Annotated in this window: 20 protein-coding genes; 12 read left to right on the top strand and 8 right to left on the bottom strand. The window is 66.3% G+C overall.

Features of this window, described 5'->3' with window-relative positions:
- Positions 1-3: 3 nt before the first annotated feature.
- From SLQ30_RS13425 to SLQ30_RS13410, 4 genes are all read right to left on the bottom strand, one after another.
- On the bottom strand, positions 4-771 hold the full coding sequence (locus tag SLQ30_RS13425) for an SDR family oxidoreductase (RefSeq protein WP_319446775.1): 768 nt from the start codon (positions 769-771) through the stop codon (positions 4-6).
- A 109-nt stretch (positions 772-880) separates the two neighbouring features.
- Positions 881-2,803 carry an ArnT family glycosyltransferase gene (locus SLQ30_RS13420; protein ID WP_319446774.1) on the bottom strand — a complete coding sequence of 641 codons (1,923 nt, stop codon included), beginning with the start codon at positions 2,801-2,803 and terminating at the stop codon, positions 881-883.
- 129 nt (positions 2,804-2,932) lie between these two features.
- Entirely contained in the window at positions 2,933-3,100 is a 168-nt protein-coding gene (locus SLQ30_RS13415) for a hypothetical protein (protein WP_319446773.1), read from the bottom strand.
- Between the two features lie 76 nt (positions 3,101-3,176).
- On the bottom strand, positions 3,177-3,662 hold the full coding sequence (locus SLQ30_RS13410) for a DNA starvation/stationary phase protection protein (RefSeq protein ID WP_319446772.1): 486 nt from the start codon (positions 3,660-3,662) through the stop codon (positions 3,177-3,179).
- An 82-nt stretch (positions 3,663-3,744) separates the two neighbouring features.
- Between SLQ30_RS13410 and SLQ30_RS13405 the strand changes: the two genes are divergently transcribed.
- From SLQ30_RS13405 to SLQ30_RS13370, 8 genes are all read left to right on the top strand, one after another.
- The gene (locus SLQ30_RS13405; RefSeq protein ID WP_319446771.1) at positions 3,745-4,170 is read left to right on the top strand and encodes a Fur family transcriptional regulator; all 426 of its coding nucleotides are present in this window, start codon (positions 3,745-3,747) and stop codon (positions 4,168-4,170) included.
- 192 nt (positions 4,171-4,362) lie between these two features.
- Positions 4,363-5,694, top strand: coding sequence for an amidohydrolase family protein (locus SLQ30_RS13400; RefSeq protein WP_319446770.1), 1,332 nt, complete (start codon positions 4,363-4,365; stop codon positions 5,692-5,694).
- Position 5,695: 1 nt separating this feature from the next.
- Positions 5,696-8,044, top strand: a complete 2,349-nt coding sequence (locus SLQ30_RS13395) for a CoA transferase (RefSeq protein WP_319446769.1) — start codon at positions 5,696-5,698, stop codon at positions 8,042-8,044.
- Entirely contained in the window at positions 8,041-8,940 is a 900-nt protein-coding gene (locus SLQ30_RS13390) for an alpha/beta hydrolase (RefSeq protein WP_319446768.1), read from the top strand. Before SLQ30_RS13395 ends, SLQ30_RS13390 begins: the two co-directional genes overlap by 4 nt.
- Positions 8,941-8,942: 2 nt before the next feature.
- Positions 8,943-9,287, top strand: a complete 345-nt coding sequence (locus tag SLQ30_RS13385) for a hypothetical protein (protein WP_319446767.1) — start codon at positions 8,943-8,945, stop codon at positions 9,285-9,287.
- 14 nt (positions 9,288-9,301) lie between these two features.
- Positions 9,302-10,453, top strand: coding sequence for a thiolase family protein (locus tag SLQ30_RS13380; RefSeq protein ID WP_319446766.1), 1,152 nt, complete (start codon positions 9,302-9,304; stop codon positions 10,451-10,453).
- A complete protein-coding gene (locus SLQ30_RS13375) occupies positions 10,450-10,881 on the top strand; it encodes a Zn-ribbon domain-containing OB-fold protein (protein WP_319446765.1) in 432 nt (143 codons plus the stop codon). The genes SLQ30_RS13380 and SLQ30_RS13375 overlap by 4 nt, the downstream gene beginning before the upstream one ends.
- Positions 10,878-11,516, top strand: a complete 639-nt coding sequence (locus tag SLQ30_RS13370; protein WP_319446934.1) for a MarR family transcriptional regulator — start codon at positions 10,878-10,880, stop codon at positions 11,514-11,516. The genes SLQ30_RS13375 and SLQ30_RS13370 overlap by 4 nt, the downstream gene beginning before the upstream one ends.
- 4 nt (positions 11,517-11,520) lie before the next feature.
- On the opposite strand, the gene SLQ30_RS13365 is transcribed toward SLQ30_RS13370, so the two are convergent.
- Positions 11,521-11,904, bottom strand: coding sequence for an STAS domain-containing protein (locus SLQ30_RS13365; RefSeq protein WP_319446764.1), 384 nt, complete (start codon positions 11,902-11,904; stop codon positions 11,521-11,523).
- Between the two features lie 241 nt (positions 11,905-12,145).
- On the opposite strand from SLQ30_RS13365, the gene SLQ30_RS13360 reads away from it, so the two are divergent.
- Entirely contained in the window at positions 12,146-12,946 is an 801-nt protein-coding gene (locus SLQ30_RS13360) for an alpha/beta hydrolase (protein WP_319446763.1), read from the top strand.
- On the top strand, positions 12,943-14,142 hold the full coding sequence (locus SLQ30_RS13355; RefSeq protein WP_319446762.1) for a PP2C family protein-serine/threonine phosphatase: 1,200 nt from the start codon (positions 12,943-12,945) through the stop codon (positions 14,140-14,142). The genes SLQ30_RS13360 and SLQ30_RS13355 overlap by 4 nt, the downstream gene beginning before the upstream one ends.
- On the opposite strand, the gene SLQ30_RS13350 is transcribed toward SLQ30_RS13355, so the two are convergent.
- The gene (locus SLQ30_RS13350; RefSeq protein WP_319446761.1) at positions 14,123-14,611 is read right to left on the bottom strand and encodes a heme-binding protein; all 489 of its coding nucleotides are present in this window, start codon (positions 14,609-14,611) and stop codon (positions 14,123-14,125) included. The two genes, SLQ30_RS13355 and SLQ30_RS13350, sit on opposite strands and share 20 nt — an antisense overlap.
- Positions 14,553-14,885: a hypothetical protein gene (locus tag SLQ30_RS13345; protein WP_319446760.1), complete on the bottom strand. Its 333-nt coding sequence runs from the start codon at positions 14,883-14,885 to the stop codon at positions 14,553-14,555. The genes SLQ30_RS13350 and SLQ30_RS13345 overlap by 59 nt, the downstream gene beginning before the upstream one ends.
- A gap of 247 nt (positions 14,886-15,132) precedes the next feature.
- On the opposite strand from SLQ30_RS13345, the gene SLQ30_RS13340 reads away from it, so the two are divergent.
- Both SLQ30_RS13340 and SLQ30_RS13335 read left to right on the top strand, forming a co-directional pair.
- On the top strand, positions 15,133-16,554 hold the full coding sequence (locus tag SLQ30_RS13340; RefSeq protein WP_319446759.1) for a DUF4185 domain-containing protein: 1,422 nt from the start codon (positions 15,133-15,135) through the stop codon (positions 16,552-16,554).
- A 30-nt stretch (positions 16,555-16,584) separates the two neighbouring features.
- Positions 16,585-17,478, top strand: a complete 894-nt coding sequence (locus tag SLQ30_RS13335) for a fructose bisphosphate aldolase (RefSeq protein WP_319446758.1) — start codon at positions 16,585-16,587, stop codon at positions 17,476-17,478.
- A gap of 9 nt (positions 17,479-17,487) precedes the next feature.
- Here SLQ30_RS13335 and SLQ30_RS13330 read toward each other — a convergent pair whose 3' ends face one another.
- A complete protein-coding gene (locus tag SLQ30_RS13330; protein WP_319446757.1) occupies positions 17,488-18,390 on the bottom strand; it encodes an NAD-dependent epimerase/dehydratase family protein in 903 nt (300 codons plus the stop codon).
- Positions 18,391-18,430: the final 40 nt, after the last annotated feature.

Here is an 18,430-nt window from a genome sequence, read left to right as displayed (position 1 = left end):
GAGTCACCGTGCTCCGCTGGTGACGTGCGATGCGAGCCAGTCGGCGAAGCGGGTGCCAGCGAGGGTGGCGCCGTCAGCCGGGACGATGCTGTGGTCGTCGATCACCTCGCCGAAATAGGGGGCTTGCGAATCGGCCACCACCTGGCGAGGGTCGCCTTGCGCGGCGAGACCCGTGCGGACGAAGTCATCCATGGCGATTTTCTCGGGCCCCGCGACCTCGGTGACCCCGTTGACTGGAGCCCCGGTCACCGCGCGGGTGACGGCGGTGGCGACGTCGTCGGCCGCCATGGGCTGCATGAGTGCGTGCGGCAGCCGCACCACGTTTCCCTCCGTCGCCGAGCCGGCGATCTGCGCCACGAACTCGTAGAACTGGGTCGCACGCACGATCGAGTACGCGGCGCCGGACTCCTTGATCAGCTTCTCCTGCGCATCCTTGGCCCGGAGGTAGCCGCTGTTGGGATTGCGGTCTGAACCCACGACGGATAGCGCGACATGGTGCTCGACACCGGCTGCCCGTTCTGCGGCCAGCAGATTGCCCGTCGACGTGGTGAAGAAGTGCAGCACATCGTCGTCGGCGAACGACGGCGAGTTGGACACGTCGAGAACTACCTGGGCACCTGCCAGCACCTCGGCCAGGCCCTCACCGGTCAGGGTGTTCACCCCAGATTGCGGGGACGCGGCGATCGCCTCGTGCCCCTGTTCGGTGAGGTTGGCGACGACCTTCGAACCGATGAGCCCGGAACCACCGATGACTACGACTTTGAGCGACATGACTTGCCTTTCAGGGTGCGATTGACTGGTGCCTTCAGCCTCTCGGGAGAAGGGCACTGGTCGAACCCTGGGAAGTCCGTAGTCCTAATGGGGCGGTGCCACTACGGGCCTACGTCTTCGGTGCGGTCAGGTCGTAGACGGTGGCGGTGCCAGCCTTGATCGGGGTGAAGTTGGCGGCCACCCAGTCCGTGATGTCGGTGTGTGAGTTACCGCCGAATCCGCCGGGCCGCTTCTCAGCGCTTGGCGCCACGTAATAGGTGACGCGGTGCTCGGCCACGTACTGCTGGAACTGGGCCAACGTCGGCACCGGGTCGCTGCCTCCGAATCCGCCGATCGCCATCACCGCGGTGTTGGTGGACAACTCGAGGCCGGCCGCCGCCGACGAGCGGTTGATCGCCGCCGACCAGTCGGTGTGGGTGTTTCGGAGCATGGCCTCCAACTCCGGAGTGTCGGTGTCCTGCGCCCACCAAGGTCCGCCGTGTCCGTCGTCCTTCTGCGCGGGTCCGACTCTCGGCCCGCCGCCGTCGTGGGGTTGGCCGACTGTGGCGATGCTGTAGGCACCGGCGCCCAGCAGGGCCGCGAAGAGGCCGACGACGAGCGCGCCAACGGCGAACCGTCGACGGCTTTCTGAGCTCAGCGATACCAGGAGGGCGACGGCCGCGACGATCGTCACGGCCAGGATCGTCCAGCGCAGGGCGGGGAGCCAGTCAGCGTTGCGGCCGAGGACCCACCAGGCCCACCCGCCGGTGGCGAGGATGAGCGTGGCGAGGCCGCCACGGCCGAACCACGTGTCGCGCTTGCCCCACATCTCATGGACGCCGAGCGCGAAGATCCCGGCCACCGCGGGCGCGAACGAGAAGCTGTAGTACGGGTGGACCATGGACTTCATGTAGCTGAGCACGAGGCCGTCGACCAGCATCCAGCCGCCGAACAGGATGGCGCCGGCGCGGACCAGGTCGGTGCGTGGCGCCCGGCCCCGCGAGATCAGCACGAACACCAACGCGAGCAGCGCGGCGGGCAGCAGCCAGCCGATCTCGAAGCCGAACTCGCCGGTGAACAGCCGCGTCAGGCCCTGCGCCGAATCGCCGAAGCCGTGAAATCCGCCGTGATGGCTTTCGCTGGCCTCGAAGGAGGTGCCGGCCGCGGCGCCGACGACGGGGTTCGCTTGGAACATGCCGTGGTTCTTGCCGAGCACGCGGGCGAACCCGTTGTAACCCAGCACCAAATTCATGAAGTTGTTGTCCGTCGAGCCCGCAATGTAGGGCCGCGAGGCCGCCGGCCACCACAACGTCAACAACACGAACCAACCCGCCGAAACGAGCAACGCGCCGAGGGACCCGACGAGATGCAGCAGTCGCTTTCGCACCGACGTCGGCGCCGCGACCAGATAGACGAGACCGATCGCAGGCGCCACCATGATGCCCTCGAGCATCTTGGCCAGAAAGGCGAATCCGAGCGCGACGCCGACGAGGATCATCCATTTCGCGCTGGCGTGCTCCAACGCCCGGACCGCGCAATAGGCCGCGGCCATCATCAGCAGCACCATCACCGCATCGGGGTTGTTGAACCGGAACATCAGTGCCGCCACCGGCGTCACGGCCAACGCGGCCCCGGCGAGCAGCGCAGCGTTGGGTCCACTGATGCGACGCACGGCGGCATACAGCAACGCCACCGTCGCGACCCCCATCAACGCCTCGGGGATCAACATCGAGGCACTGCTGAACCCGAAGATCTGCCCGGACAGCCCCATCGCCCACTGCGATACCGGTGGCTTGTCGACCATCATGAAGTTCTGCGTGTCCAGCGAGCCGAACAGCAACGCTTCCCAGTTCTTCGACCCGGCCTGAGCGGCCCCGGCGTAGAACTGGTTGCCCATGCCGTTGACGGTGATGTTCCACAGGTAGAACACCGCCGTAGCCACCAACAACACGCCGAAACCGAAGCGATCCCAGGTCGGACGGGCGAAACGGCCCGTGCGAGGCGGTTCAGCGGCTTCGGTTGGCGTGGCGGGCGGCTCCAATGTCGTTGTCACACTGCCATTTAGACAGTCACACCGTGGGCCAACCTGTGAGGAGACGGTGACAGCGCTGAGACACTGGAAACATTCCGGTAACCGTCATGCGGGTTTGCCGGATGGCGGCCTAGTTGTTGGTGACGTAGCTCACGCGGCGGAGGCGACAGGAACCTCGGTGATTTCGATGTAGACGTTCTTGCACACGTTGCACCGCACTTCGTAGGACAGCGTGTCGTCGCCGCGATCGAAGAACTGGTATTCGGCGAGCGCCATGCATCGGGGGCAGCGAGCGGTTCCGTGCTCAATTGCCTTCATCGTTGCAGCCCTTCGTAGCCGTTGCTGTCTTAGATACCCCAGCGCACGACCCACGAAACCCCGTGGGCGCGTGCGGTCAGTTGGCGATGTGCCGCAATTGCGACGCCAGCATCCACCGCTGCTTCTCCAGCGTTTCCAGCACGGAATGGAGGATGTCCGCGCTAGTGGGATCCTGGTCGTCGACGTCATCGTGCACCGCACGAATGGTGTTGACCACGGCGATGATTCGCTCCGCGATCACCGCGACGGCCCGCTCGACACTCACTTCGCCTTCCGGGAAGGCGGCGAGGCGGGTGGTGTTTGCGATGGTGCGGGTGCGCCCATCGGGCACCGCGTCGAGCGCACGCATGCGCTCGGCGACCGTGTCGGCATGCTCGCGCACCGCGTCGACGATCTCGTCGAGTTCGAGGTGGATGGAGCGGAAGTGGGGCCCGACGACCGTCCAGTGCGCCTGCTTGGCCTGGGCCTGCAGTTCCAGCAGTTCGACGAGCACGGACTGCAGGTCGGCGGCGAGCGCCTCCGAAGCGACGAATTCAGTGGTGGATATTGCGTGATTGGTCATACCCCCACTGTACACGTTGTTTTGAGTAATTCAAGATTATGATTTAGTCGTATATATGGTTAGGTCATGCTAACCTGACGGAATGGACGACGCGATCACGCAGTACAAGCAGGAGCTCCGCGCGGCCAACCTGCGCACCACCTCCGGGCGCATCGCCGTTCTGCAGGTGCTGGAGGCGACGCCGCACTCCACCGCCGAGAAGGTGTTCGAGCAGATCACGACGGGTCTCCCCGGCTCGTCGCCGCAGGCGGTCTACCTGGTGCTGAACGACCTGACCCGCGCCGGGCTGATCCGCAAGTTCGAGCCCGCCGGCTCCGCTGCGCTCTACGAGCGGCGGATCGGCGACAACCACCATCACCTGATCTGCGAATCGTGCGGCACGGTGCAGGACGTGGACTGCGCGGTCGGCGCGGCGCCGTGCCTCAGCCCGAGCGGCGGCGAGGGGTTTCGCGTCCGGGAAGCCGAGGTCACCTTCTGGGGGCTCTGCGCGGCGTGCCAATCGGCCTGACGGCGCCGTCGCCCACATCAAGGCCGTGGAACAGTCCAGCTCCCTCAAGCCGATGACTAATAGTCATCACCATTGCATCCGCATACTGAGCCATGGGGCGGCTGAACAGCATCTGAGCCGTTGACAGCGTGATCCACGTCATCATCTAATAGTCAGTAATATCTGCGTACCTCAGGGCCACAGGGAGCCATCGTGCACAAGGATGAACTGATCCTGATCAGCGTCGACGACCACATCGCGGAACCCGCCGACATGTTCGACGCGCACGTACCCGCGGCCTACAAGAAATACGCGCCGCGAGTCCTGCAGGAAGCCGACGGCACTCAGCAGTGGTACTACGGCGAGCTTCGTGGGCGGAACATGGGGCTCAACGCAGTCGCAGGCAAACCTCGCGAGATGTACAACATCGACGCCAACAGTTACGACGAGATGCGGCCGGGCTGCTTCAACGTCGACGAACGCGTGCGCGACATGAACGCGGGCGGCCAACTCGCCGGACTGAACTTCCCGAACTGGACCGGCTTCTCGGGTCAGGTGCTCAACCAGGGGCCCGACCGCGACGTCAACCTCGTCATGATCAAGGCCTACAACGACTGGCACGTCGACGAATGGTGCGGCGCCTACCCTGGACGGTTCATCCCCTGCGGAATCCTTCCGCTGTTCGACGTCGACGAGGCCGCCAAGGAGCTCAAACGCTTGGCGGACAAGGGTTGTCACGCGGTGACCTTCTCCGAAAACCCGGAAGCGCTCAACATGCCGAGCATCCACACCAAGCATTGGTACCCACTGTTCGAAGCGGCGTGCGAGCACAAGACCGTGCTGTGCACGCACGTCGGATCGTCGTCGCGGGCTCCGATGTTCTCGTTGGATGCGCCTCCGAGTGTGAACATGACCGGTTCGTCGATGATGAGCATGTACACACTCATCGAACTGATCTGGGCCGAATTCTACGAAGACTTCCCCGAACTCAAGTTCTCGCTGACCGAGGGCGACGTCGGATGGATCCCATACTTCCTCTGGCGCGCCGAGCACGTACTCGACCGCCACTCCGGTTGGACCGCAGCCAAATTCCCGAAGGGATACGACGGCCCGACGGACGTGTTCAAGCGGCACCTCTACACGTGCTTCATCAGCGACAAGGTCGGCGTCCAGAACATGGACTGGTTCAACGAGGACATGCTGTGCTGGGAGTCGGACTTCCCGCACTCGGACAGCAACTGGCCGTTCGCCCCCGAGGACGTCATCGAAACGATGGGCCACCTCGATGACGCCGTCATCAACAAGATCACCCACGAAAATGCCATGGCCGCGTACTCGTTCGACCCGTTCGGCCACATCCCGAAGGAGCACGCGCGGGCCGGACATTTAAGGGCGCAGGCGGTCGACGTCGACGTCGTGACTCACGTGGGCCGCGAAGCCAGCCAACGTGACCGTGACGCGTGGGCCCGCATGACGGCGTTCGGCCAAGCAAGGATGGTCGAGGCCGCCGGAATCGCAGGCCGGGCAACGACTCTGGGCAACTAGGGTGACAGAGCTACCGTTCGACGGGCTACGGGTACTTGAAGTCGGTTCTGGAATCGCGACGGCCTACTGCGGCAAGATGTTGGTCGACGCCGGCGCGGCGGTGGTCAAGATCGAGCCGCCACGCGGTGACCCGATGCGGCACTGGAGCGCACGACCGGATACGGGTGCGGGGGCGCTGTTCGGCTACCTCGCCGCGGGTAAGCAATCGGTCGTCGGCGACCACGGTGCCGCCGAGATTGCCAACCTGCTCGCAAGAGCAGACGTCGTCATCACCGATCTCGCCGCGGGGTGGTCGCTGGCCGACGTGACCACGGCGGCGCGCCCGTCGGCGGTAGTGGTGGCCATCACGCCGTTCGGAACCACGGGCCCCTACGTGGACAGCGGCCTGCAAGTGAACGAGTTTCTGCTGCAAGCTCTTTGCGGTTCCATCGGTGGCCGCGGCTGGCCCGGCTCGGAGCCGATGCAGGCCGGCGGCAGGATCGGCGAATGGTTCGCAGGCGCCTACGCCGCGGTGGCCGCCGCGGCAGCGGTACGCACCGGCGCTGGCGAAACCATCGACGTCTCGCTCTACGAGGCCATGGTGATCGCGATGGGTTCGTTGGGCGCCGTGTCGGCCAGCGTGCTCGGAGCCGACCAGGCCTTGGGACTGCGCAGTCTCGAACTGCCCTCCATCGTGCCGACCGCCGATGGAGCAGTGGGCTTCTGCACCATCACCGCGCAGCAGTTTCAGGACTTTCTGGTGCTCATCGAGCGGCCGGACCTGTTGGACGACGAGGAGCTGGCGTCCTTTGCCGGGCGGGTACGGCGGCGCGACGAGTTCCTGGCGATGGTGCACGACTGGGCCTCCACCAAGACGACCGACGAAATCATCGAACTGGCAACGGCTTTCCGGATTCCAGTGGCCCCCATCGCGGCTCCGCAGAGCATCACGGGCATCGACCACTACGTCGAGCGCGGAGTGTTCGTCACGTCGGAGGACGGCACCACCGCGCCTCGGGTGCCCTACCGCAGCGCAGCCATTCCCACCAGAACCCCGACCGCCGCCCCTGCCCTCGGCGCGGACAACGGCCGGGTGTCATGGCTGCGGGACCCAGCCCGCCCTCCGAAGCCATCGCGCGCCGCGTTGCCGCTGAACGGGATACGCATCGTGGACTTCACGGCCTTCTGGGCGGGTCCCTTTGCAACCCAGGTACTTGCCGCGTTGGGCGCCGACGTGATCAAGATCGAAGGCGTGCGCCGTCCGGACGGCATGCGCTTCGCCGGCGGGCCGCCGCCTGGCACCGACCAGTGGTGGGAGTGGGGCCCAGTCTTCCAGTGCAGCAACACCAACAAGCGCGGCATCAGCCTCGAACTCGGTACCTCCCAAGGGCGTACGTCAGCGCTGCATCTCATCGCGCACGCCGACCTCGTCATCGAGAACTTCTCCCCTCGGGTAATGGCCAACTTCGAGCTCGAATGGGACGTGGTGCACGCCACCAATCCGACGGCGACGATGATTCGGATGCCCGCCTTCGGGCTGGACGGACCGTGGCGTGACCGCGTCGGATTCGCGCAGACGATGGAACAGGCCAGCGGAATGGCCTGGATGACGGGGCCCGCCGACGGCCCGCCCGTCATTCCGCGCGGCGCGTGCGATCCGCTCGCCGGGCTGCACGCCGCGTTCGCTGCGATTGCCGCACTGAGCATCCGGGACCGCACCGGCACCGGAGTGCACGTCGAGTCGACCATGGTGGAGGCGGCGTTGAACGTTGCCGCCGAAGGCGTGCTCGAGTATTCGCGCAACGGCGTCGAGATGCACCGCGACGGAAACCGCGGGCCGGGCGCCAGCCCCCAAGGTGTCTATCGCTGCGCGGGCGACGATCAGTGGGTCGCCATCGCGGTTCTGAGTGACGACGCCTGGCCGGCGCTGGCCGACCTGATCGGGCCTTCGGAATTGGTCGCCGACGCCACCCTGCACGACGAAGCGGGCCGTCGCCGACAAGCCGACGAACTCGACAAGCTGATCGCCGACTGGACCTCGCAGCGCAGCGTCTCGGACGCAGTAACCCGCCTGCGGGAGCACGGAATTGGGGCTGCCCCGGTGGTACCAGCGTCCGAGTTACTTGACGACGAACACCTTGCCGCACGCGGCTTCTGGGAGCTCGTCGACCATCCCGTCGCAGGCAGTTTCAAGACCACCGGCCTGCCGTTCACGTTCGCGAGCCGCCCCCGCCGGTGGATCTCCACACCGGCACCTTTGTACGGTCAGCACACCCGGGAGGTACTGACCGACGTGTTGGGCACATCGGCCGAGGACATCGCAGCACTCGAGGAGGTCGGGGCGACCAGCCGCCGGCCTGCGGGCCTGTGACCGGCCGCCCATCGGTCCGCACCCTGCGGGCCGAGTCCTTCGGCACCCGATATGCCCGACTGGTGGCGGCGGCGCAGCGGCACGGCGTCGATCCGACGGGCTTCGTGCTACCTGCCGAGGGCATGCTCGCCGGCTCGCACGGCGGCGGCATCCACTACCTCGAATGGCCAGGCGCAGCAGCCGATCCCGCGATGATCTTCCTCCACGGCGGCGGACTGCACGCGCATACATTCGACGTCGTCGGAAACCTGCTACGCGGCCGCGCGCGCTGCATCTCGTTGGACTTACGCGGACACGGGGAGAGCGAATGGTCGCCCGGGGAGTACGGGTCCGAGGAGACGGCCGACGACATCTCCGCCACCGTCGTGGCGCTAGGCCTCAAACGGGTGGTGTTGGTGGGACATTCGATGGGAGGTATCGGTGCGATCGCGTGGGCTGCCCGGCGGCCACCCGAACTCGCCGCGTTGGTAATCGTCGACGTCGGCCCCGAACTGACCAGTCCTGCGACCGCGTCGATCAACGAGTTCATCACGTCCCAACCGTCGTTCGCCGATCTGGACGAGGTCGAGAGCGACAACCTGGCGGCCAATCTGCGCTGGCGTGACGACGGGCGACTGGGCTTCAAGTACGACGATTCTCAGTTCCACCCCGGCGGGAGCCACCTGCCGGTCGGCGACGCCATCCGCGAACTGGCCCGCCGCATCGCGTGTCCGACCACCATTCTGCGCGGGGAGCGCAGCAAGGTGCTCTCCGATGCGGCCGCCGCCGAGTTCGCCGGGTTGATCACGGGTGCCACCTGGCACCGCGTCGAAGGTGCCGGGCACACGATCCAGTCCAGCAGTCCGATCGGATTGGCCACTGCCGTCACCGAATTCCTAGCAGGACAGGGGATCTGACGGTGGCGATCACCTTGTGCGTGCCGCCAAGGGCAGGCGAATTGTGCGCGCCGATCCGGTTCCTGCTCAGGCAGGACTCGACCGTGCTCGAGCTGACGTCGCGCCACCGCGTCACCGCGGTGGACTGGGATGCGGGCGAGCGTGCGGTGGCCGTGGTCGTCGAGATCACCGACCCCGCCACGTCGCGGCCGGTGGACGTCAGATTCGACGTGCTCGCCGCGGACGACGAAACCGCGCACGATGAAACAGGGCCTCCGCGAAGCAGATACCTCGGCAGCGTGTCCCGAGACGGTGAAGAGGTACGGGTCTACGGCACGTACCTCGGCGTCGTCGCAGACGAGAACTAACCCCAGGAGGCACAGTGCCAGCCCGCAAGGCCGCCATCGCCGGCGTCTACAACACCAAACAGGGCCGCAGCCTGGACGGCGAGACCACCCGACGGCTCATCGTCGAGGCCACCCTCGGCGCCCTTGACGACGCCGGGCTCACGCTCGACGACGTCGACGGGATCACCTCGGAACAGACGGCGTCGTTGATCTACGACCTACGACTCGGACCGGCCTGGCAGGGCTCCACTTTCGGCGTCGGGATGGTCACCGAGGCCGTCGCCGCCATCGAAAACGGGCTCGCCGACGTGGTGGTGCTGGTGGCCGCGCAGGCCCAGGAGTATCGCGACCACTCCGCGACCGCGCCGTGGACCCGCCCTGAGAACGAGTTCGTCGCACCGTGGGGCATGTTCACGACCGCCGAATTCGCATTGATCGCGCGGCGGCACATGGAGGTGTATGGCACGACGCGCGAACAACTTTCGATCGTCGCGGCCACCATCCGCAACAATGGTTCCGCCAACCCGGCAGCCGTGTACGCGGGCCGGGGGCCGTTCACCCCTGACGACATCACCGCGTCACGCATGATCGCAGATCCCTTCCATCTGCTCGACTGCGCGACGACGTCCGAGGGTGGGTGCGCGGTGGTGGTCGCCAACGTCGACCGGATTGACGCGTCGCGCAAGCCAGTCTACGTGCTGGGCAGCGGCGCGGACTTCAACGGACCGTCGTACCAGCATCCCCCGGCGTGGGACTTGGCCGGCCGACGCGGCCTCGACCCGAACGGATTGGTGGGCAGGCATGCCGCGGACAAGGCCTTCGCGCACGCCGGACTCGATCGCGACGACGTCGACGTGTTGGAGCTCTACGACCCGTTCTCGTTCGAGATCATTCGCCAGTTGGAGGCTTTCCGGTTCTGCCAGGACGGCGAGGGCGGCCCCTTCGTCGCGGACGGCCACATCGCGATCACCGGGAGCCATCCCGTCACGACCGACGGGGGCACCATGTCGTTCAGCCACGCAGGCACCAATCCGCAGATGATGCAGCGGGCCATCCGCGCAGTGCAGCAAATCCGCGGTGAAGCGGGTGAGCTCCAGGTGCCCGACGCGCACATCGCCCTGTGCAGTAACGGGGGCGCGGGCGCGTTGTTCACCACCGTCCTACTGCTGGGGGCCGAATCACGATGAACGACAACGAGCTTGAACTGAATGCCCAGCGGGCCGCGGTTCCGCACGCCACGCCAGGACCATTGACCAAGCCGTTCTGGGAGGGCTGCGCCGAACAGACGTTGCGCTTTCAGCGCTGCGCCGCCTGCCACGCCGCCGACTTCCCGCCCGCCGAGCACTGCAGGCAATGCCTGTCCTTCGACGTCGGGTGGGAGGCCAGCAGCGGCCGTGGCGTGGTGTACAGCTGGACGGTGGTGTACCGCGCCGCCACGCCGGTGTTCGAAACTCCTTACGCGCCAGCCATCGTCACGCTCGACGAGGGCTATCAGATGCTGACGAACATCATCGGGACCAGCACCGCCGAGCTACGGGTGGGACTGCCGGTGCAGGTCGACTTCCGTGAGGTGAGCGACGACCTGTGGCTGCCCTACTTCCGGCCGGTGCCGTGAGCCCGCGGGCGGTCGGTGACCTGCCGACCACGGCCTACCTGGTGCTGGGCATCCTGGCCACCAACGACGAGCAGTTGACGGCGGGCGAGCTCAAGACCCGCGCCGAGTTCTCCGTCGGGCACTTCTACTGGTCGCCGTCGGTGAGCCACGTCCGTCGCGAGCTGATTCGGCTGGTGGACCGAGACATGGTCACCGCCAAGGAGGTTCGCACGGGCAAGCGGACCAGCACGCTCTATCAGGCCACCGAGCGCGGACTGTCCACGCTGCGTCGGTGGGTCGACGCACTGCCCGTCACCGACCAGGTCATCATCAAGCATTCGGTCATCCTCAAGACGTGGCTCGCGCGGGACAGCGATCCGGAGCGCGTGGTCGAGATGCTCGACCATCACCTCGCCGTGACGCGCAGCCGGCTCGACGAAGCTCTGTGGAGCAAGCAGCGCACGAGGGATCTGGGGATCAGCGATGACCCAGGACTTCGCTCGTCGATGGCGGTGCTGAACTATTCGATCCGGGCGCTCTACGGCGAATTGTCGAACATCCAACAATTACGCGACGAGCTCGCCCACGGCACCGCCCACGACCCGATTCGTCGCGTGCACCGGCCGAAGGGCCAGCTGCGCCCCGCGCGGGGTTAGCCGGTCACGACAAGGCGCGGACTGCCTCGTCGAGGGTCGGATACAGCGCGAGCACGCGGTCGAGTCCCATCAGCTTGAGCGGCCGACTGGTTCCCGATCCGTCAGCGACCACCAGAAACCGGACACCGGGCGCGGTCCGTTCGTTGGCCGTGACGAGCGCGGTCATACCAGCAGAGGCCAGGAAGTCGACGTCGGAGAGATCGACGATCACGGCCGACGGTGGTTCGGGAAGCGCCGCGAGCATCGCGTCGGTCAAGTGCGGCGCCGTGAGCGCATCGATGTCACCACGGACGGATAGCACCACGGCACCGGCGATCCGCGACTGGTCGACGGCGAATGCCTGTTGGCTCGGCGACTGATCGTCGTCGGCCATATTTGGCTCGTTCATGAAGGACCTCACTCCCCGCGCGCACATGCCCACCGCGGGCGGCGCTCAACAACACCTCGAGCTGGAGGCTCAACTCGAGGACGTCCGCGGCGTCAATGGGACGCCGCAGTGCTCGGCCCACCCTAGCGGAGCATCCTGATGTCGATCAGGGGCGGGTCCAGACCCAATGACGCATTCGTCAATAGGTGCTCCGTAGTTCACTTTCCTGCTGCACGACCGGGGCGGATGCGAGAATCGGCGCGTGGACGTGTACGCCAAGAACAACGTCAAGATCGTCGGAAAGCAGGATGGTCCGACCGTGATGCTGGCGCACGGATTCGGATGCGATCAGAATTTGTGGCGGTTGGTGGCCGAGCGGTTGACGCCGCGCTTCCGGGTCGTGTTGTTCGACCATGTCGGCTCAGGCTCGTCGGACCCGTCGGCGTGGGACGCAGCGCGGTACGCGTCGTTGGTGGGGTACGCCGACGACGTGCTCGACATCATCCGGGAGTTGGACTTGACCGACGTCGTCTTCGTCGGCCACTCGGTGGCGGCGATGATCGGCGTGCTCGCCACGGTCGCCGAGCCCGAGCGCTTCGCTGGCCTGGTCCTGCTCACTCCCTCTCCGCGGTACATCGACTGCGACGGCTATCACGGCGGATTCTCGCGGGCCGACATCGACGAACTTCTCGACTCGATTGAGAGCAATTATCTTGGGTGGTCGCGGGCGATGGCGCCGGTCATCATGGGCACCCCCGAGCGGCCCGAACTCAACGACGAGCTCACCGAGAGCTTTTGCCGAACCGACCCGGCCAAGGCACTGGTGTTCGCCCGCGCCACCTTCTTGTCCGACAACCGCGCCGACCTTCCTCACGTCACGGTGCCCACCCTCGTCGTCGAGTGCGCGCACGACACGCTCGCCCCGCGAGCGGTCGGTGCGTACGTGCACGAGCACATCGGGGGTAGCGAGCTCGTCACGTTGGATGCGACCGGGCATTGCCCACAGCTGAGCAGCCCGGACGACACCGCGGACGCGATCGCCGCGTTCGTCGAACGCGTATGACGCCGGGCCAGCACCCGCTCGACGACTACGAGGATCTCTACGAGCATGCCCCGAGCGGGCAGCTCTCCCACTGGCCGGACGGTCGCATCGCATCCGTCAACGCCACCCTGTCTCGGTGGCTCGGGTACGAGCGCAATGCGTTGCGCGACAGGCTATTCACCGAGTTACTCAGCGTCGGCAGCCGGATTCACTACGAGACGCACTTCGGCCCCCTGTTGCAAATGCAGGGCCAACTCGCGGGCGTCACCGTCGAACTAGTCGCCTCCGACGGCACTCGGCTACCGGTATTCCTGACGGCGAACGTCAAGGACGACGACGCTGGCCGGCCCCTGTTGGTGCGCGTCACGGTGCAGGACGCAAGCGACCGGCGTGCCTACGAGCGTGAACTGCTCGAGGCCCGGCAAATTGCCGATCGTGAGCGTGCGCGGGTGCAGGAGCTCGCGACGACATTGCAGCGGTCGCTGATACCTCCCCTGCTGGCCCCGCCCGTCGGCTTGGAGGCCTGCGCCTACTACCACCCCGCGTCGTTCGACGACGTCGGCGGCGACTTCTACGATCTGTTTCCGCTCGCGCGCGACAAATGGGGCTTCTTCCTCGGCGACGTGTCGGGCAAGGGTGCCGGTGCGGCGGCGGTGACATCGCTGACCCGGTACACGTTGCGTGCCGCCGCGGTATACGACGACGACCCGGTGGAGGTGCTGAGGAACCTCGACACAGTGCTCAGCCACGAGTTTCATGGCGACGATCCCAGGTTCTGCACCGTGGTGTTCGGGATCTTGGTGGCCGGTCGCGACGAGGGGTTCGACATCGAGTTGGCGACGGGCGGGCACCCGCCGGCACTTCTCATCGGGGCCGACGGGCGGGCCCGCTACGTGGACACGATCGGCGGACAGGCGGTTGGCATCCTGCCCGACCCTCAATTCGTCTCGGCCCGAGTCCATTTGGCGCCCGGCGACACACTCGTGGTGTACACCGACGGCCTGACCGAGGCGCGGATGGGGACGGGCACCGCCCGGTACGACGACCACGATGCACTGCTCGACTTCGCCTCCGCGCATGGTCCGGCCACGCCGAGGAGCATCGTCGCCGCGATCCAGACACTGCTCGGCAGCTTCGGAAGTGGGCTCGAGGACGACGTCGCCGTCATGGCGCTCGGCGTGCCGTCGGCAATCCCCGTTACTGGCAGCGAGTCTTGAAGTCGTGCAGGGGTTGCCGGATTCCGGCGAGGTCGGTCTTCGCCTGCGGATTGCCGTCGAAGTAGGTCGCGACCTCACTCTTGGTCTGATCCTTCGGCCGGCCCTTGAGCGTGGAGAAGAATGCGTTCACGTCGGGATGGCTGAAGAAGTAAGCCGAGGTCGCCGCCGAGACCTCGGAAGTGATCTGCTCGTAGTCACCCGCCGAGCAACCCGGCGCAGGCGGTGGGGGCGGCGGAGCTGCGCTCGCGGATGGGACGGCGAAGTACGTCGCGCCGACGATCGCGCCCGCACCGATGGCGCCTGCGACCGCGCGACGCGCGGCAGAAGTGGAAAGCATCATGGGCAATTCTCCTAAGTTGTTGACGGCGAAGTTGTTGACGGCGAAGTTGTTGACGGCGAGCCGAATTGAGTTAGCGGTGTCCGCCACCACCACCGCCACCGTGACCGCCGCCACCACCACCGCCGCCACTGCCGCCGCCCGGGTGGTTCGGCTGTAGCGCCGTCCCACCGCCCGCGGCGTCGAAGTACCAGTCGTTGTCGAAGGGATAATCCTCGTCGGGTGAGGGGACCACTGATGGGGCGTCGTTGATCTCCACGTTCCCCGGCGAATCGACGTTCCCGGGCGCATCGCAGGCCACGACCGCCGGGTCGCACGGCGGGTCCGCAGCGGCAACCGGTGCAGCGGCGATCGCCAGCGCGGCGCCCATGGCGGCGAAGAGCAACGCCACCCCTGAATTACTCACTGGCATGACGTTCCTTCCTCGGGTCGTCATTCGGCGACCGATCAAACGGAAAGTACCACCGCAAAGCCGGTACCACTGACGCTTGAAATTCCGCGAGCGCCACCGGCAGCAGCAAAGGCTTGTGTTGCGACGCGGTCACGAATGCATACCTTTCGACAGATCACTGACCACAACAGTCCCACTGATCACTATCGTCACATCAGCAACTGTTGACGTCCATGCGACGTCCTCCTGGGAAAGGTGTGACATGTCGCCGCGTCGTCGAATCGCATCCGTATCGGTGGCCTCGGCCGCCGCAGTCGGGCTAATCGTCGCGGCCGTCGTGGCGCCGCCAGCGGCCGCCGATCCCTGCACGGGTGCGGCGGCAGAAGCCCAACCCATGGCCAACCAGGCCTTCCGAATCCCGAGTCCGTCCGCGATCGCGCCGTTCAACCGCCCGATCGGGCACAAACCCGTCGGCGCCAATGACGCGGCACCGCTTCCCAAACTGGGCCTGCTGCCCGCCATCCTGAAGGCCCTCACCCCGCGGTCAGCGCAGGTGCAACAGCAGGCGGCGGTGGTACCTCAGCCAAATCCGGGGGGCAACCAGCAACCCGCGCCCGTTGCCCAACCGGTCCCGGCGGCCGCCGCGCCCGCCCCTGCGGCCGCGCCGGACCCAGGCAAGCCGCCGGGGACATCACTCGTCGGATGGGTGACCGGACCGGACAGCCCCAACAACACCATCCAGAAGTTCGCCATCACCGGCACCGACCTCGGGATCATGTGGGACAACGGCAATCCCGCCAACCATCAGGTGCTGATGGCCTTCGGCGACACGAATGGCTACTGCGGCATCCCCGGAAAGCAGTGGCGGTACAACACGCTGATGCGCAGTTCGGACGGTGCGCTGTCAAAGACGGTCGAGGTGCCGAATGGTGTGCCCAACAACAATTTCTCGGGCTCACCGGTGTGGAAGGTCGGCATTTCCAAGCAGATCATCAACAGCATCGGGCGGGCGCCGGAGGAGACGGGCATCATCCCGACTGCCGGTACCTCGGTCGGCGGCAACCAATACGTCAACTTCATGTCGATACGGGACTGGGACAACCCCGGCTCGTGGTCGACGAACTTCTCCGCCATCGCGATGTCCTCGAACAACGGTGAGTCCTGGGGCGTCTACCCGGGCACCATCCGCACCCCCGACGGCGGCAATGAGAAGTTCCAGATGGGCGCGTTCCTCAAGCCCGGACCCGGCGATCCGTACCTCTACTCGTTTGGCACACCGAACGGCCGCGGCGGTTCGGCGTACATCTCGCGAGTGCCCCCCAACCTCGTTCCCGACCTGACCAAGTACGAGTACTGGGACGGCGGAACCTGGGTCCCCGGCAACCCAGCGGCCGCGGTGCCGGTGATCCCTGGCCCGATGGGCGAGATGTCCGCGCAGTACAACACGTATCTGAAGCAGTACGTGGCGCTCTACTGCAACGGACCCAATGACGTCGTGATGAGGACGGCGCCTGCCCCGCAGGGACCGTGGGGTCCGGAGCAGGTGCTGGTGACGTCGAACGAGATTCCCGGCGGCATCTACGCGCCGTTCCTTCATCCGTGGTCGACGGGCAAGGAGTTGTACTACAACCTCTCGCTGTGGTCGGGCTACAACGTGATGTTGATGCACACGGTGCTGCCCTAGCGCCAGGCCGCAGGGGCATATGCTCGCGTGATGGTTGACCAAGCGCAAGCGGAACGCATGACGTCGGGCAACGGGTTCATCGCCGCCCTCGACCAGAGCGGCGGATCAACCCCGAAGGCGTTGCGCCTGTACGGGATCGAAGACAGTGCCTACTCGTCGGACACCGAGATGTTCGACCTGATCCACCAGATGCGCTCACGGATCGTCATGTCCCCCGCGTTCGGCGGCAACCGGGTGCTCGCGGCGATCCTGTTCGAAGAGACCGTGGACCGCGACTTCGGCGACAAGCCGTCGGCGACCTATCTGTGGGAGGACAAGGGCGTCGTGCCCTTCCTGAAGATCGACAAGGGTTTGGCCGATGCCGTGGATGGCGTGCAGTTGATGAAGCCGATACCCGGACTCGACGACCTGCTCGACCGGGCCGTGGCGAAGGGCATATTCGGCACCAAGGAACGATCGGTGATCGCAGCGGCTGACGAAGCGGGCATCGCCGCCATAGTCGGACAACAGTTCGACGTTGCGCAGCAAGTACTTTCGCACGGGCTGATCCCCATCCTCGAACCCGAGGTGACCATCACGATCGCCGACAAGGCCGCCGCCGAGGACATCCTCCGCGACCAGCTTGGTGCCCACTTAGATGACATCCCCGAGGGCCAACGGGTGATGCTCAAGCTGTCGCTGCCGACGGTCGCGAACCACTACCACCCGCTGACCGAACATCCGAAGGTGATGCGCGTGGTCGCCCTCTCCGGCGGCTATTCGCGGGACGAAGCCGACGCCCTGCTCGCCCAGAACACCGGTGTCATCGCAAGTTTCAGCCGCGCGCTCACCGAAGGGCTCTCCGCCCAGCAGTCGGACCAGGAGTTCGACGCGACGCTCGACGAGGCGATTCAGTCGATCTACGACGCCTCGGTCGCAGGCTGACTCAGGCCCTCACGCGCCGACGAGCTCAGGACGGAACTTGGCCGCCATCCGATGCATCCCGTCGCGCCAGTCGACGGTCGTTCCGCCGACGAGCTCATGCATGCGGGTCACGTCGAGCACGTTCCCGCGAATCGCCGCGGCGGTCTCCTCGAACACCGGCTCCGTGCCCACCAGCGACCCGAGGTAGGTACACCACTCCTGGAGACTGACCACTTGGTCGCCGCCCCAGTTGACCGTGGTGGCAGGCACCGAAGCCAGTTCGAGCAGCTTCGGGATGTGCGCGATGACGTCGTCCTCGTGGATCGGGTTGTAGCGCGCCGGTCCACCCGCAGGGACCGGGATCGGGATGCCCGCGAGCATCATCTCCATGTGGAAGAACGGCCACCCACCGTTGTCGCCGTAGGGCACGTTGAGGCGCGCGATGGTGGTGGGCACGCCGAGCGCTCGCGCCATCGTCTGGACCACGACCTCGCCGGCGATCTTTGAGATTGAATAGGTCGGCAACATGGGCTTGTGGTTGTCGCCGAGGAACGCGCCTTCGCTTCGGGGTGCGTCGTCCGGCGGGTCGTAGACCGCTCCCGATGAGCAGTGCAGGAACGCCTTGGCGCTGCGGCAGTGCGCCATGAGCAGGCCAGCGGCTTCCGCGTTGGCGGCCAGATCCTTGTCCCACCGTCCACTCTTGGCCACTCCCAGATTGAGCACGTAGTCGAAGTCCGACGGGAGCCCGGTGAAGTCACCCGTCGCGAGATTGACTTGCTCGCAACGAATTCCCGCTCGTTCGAGCCCCTCCCGCGCGGTGGCGTCGGTGAAGCGGGCGATGCCCCACACTTCGTTGTCGGCGGCCAGGGCCATGGCGATGGGAGCGGCCACCTGGCCAGTGGGACCGGTGATCAGGATCTTGGAGCCACGCATGGGCTGATGGTAAGCGCGGAGGTATCGACACAGGCGCGGA

Source organism: Mycobacterium sp. RTGN4 (assembly GCF_033804635.1).
Lineage (GTDB): Bacteria > Actinomycetota > Actinomycetes > Mycobacteriales > Mycobacteriaceae > Mycobacterium.
This window is presented reverse-complemented; position numbering and strand designations above follow the sequence as displayed.

Coding starts and splice junctions, on each gene's coding strand:
- SLQ30_RS13340 (WP_319446759.1), top strand. CDS start 15,133: ATGTCGCCGCGTCGTCGAATCGCATCCGTATCGGTGGCCTCGGCCGCC.
- SLQ30_RS13405 (WP_319446771.1), top strand. CDS start 3,745: ATGGACGACGCGATCACGCAGTACAAGCAGGAGCTCCGCGCGGCCAAC.
- SLQ30_RS13425 (WP_319446775.1), bottom strand. CDS start 771: ATGTCGCTCAAAGTCGTAGTCATCGGTGGTTCCGGGCTCATCGGTTCG.
- SLQ30_RS13355 (WP_319446762.1), top strand. CDS start 12,943: ATGACGCCGGGCCAGCACCCGCTCGACGACTACGAGGATCTCTACGAG.
- SLQ30_RS13415 (WP_319446773.1), bottom strand. CDS start 3,100: ATGAAGGCAATTGAGCACGGAACCGCTCGCTGCCCCCGATGCATGGCG.
- SLQ30_RS13410 (WP_319446772.1), bottom strand. CDS start 3,662: ATGACCAATCACGCAATATCCACCACTGAATTCGTCGCTTCGGAGGCG.
- SLQ30_RS13330 (WP_319446757.1), bottom strand. CDS start 18,390: ATGCGTGGCTCCAAGATCCTGATCACCGGTCCCACTGGCCAGGTGGCC.
- SLQ30_RS13375 (WP_319446765.1), top strand. CDS start 10,450: ATGAACGACAACGAGCTTGAACTGAATGCCCAGCGGGCCGCGGTTCCG.
- SLQ30_RS13335 (WP_319446758.1), top strand. CDS start 16,585: ATGGTTGACCAAGCGCAAGCGGAACGCATGACGTCGGGCAACGGGTTC.
- SLQ30_RS13365 (WP_319446764.1), bottom strand. CDS start 11,904: ATGAACGAGCCAAATATGGCCGACGACGATCAGTCGCCGAGCCAACAG.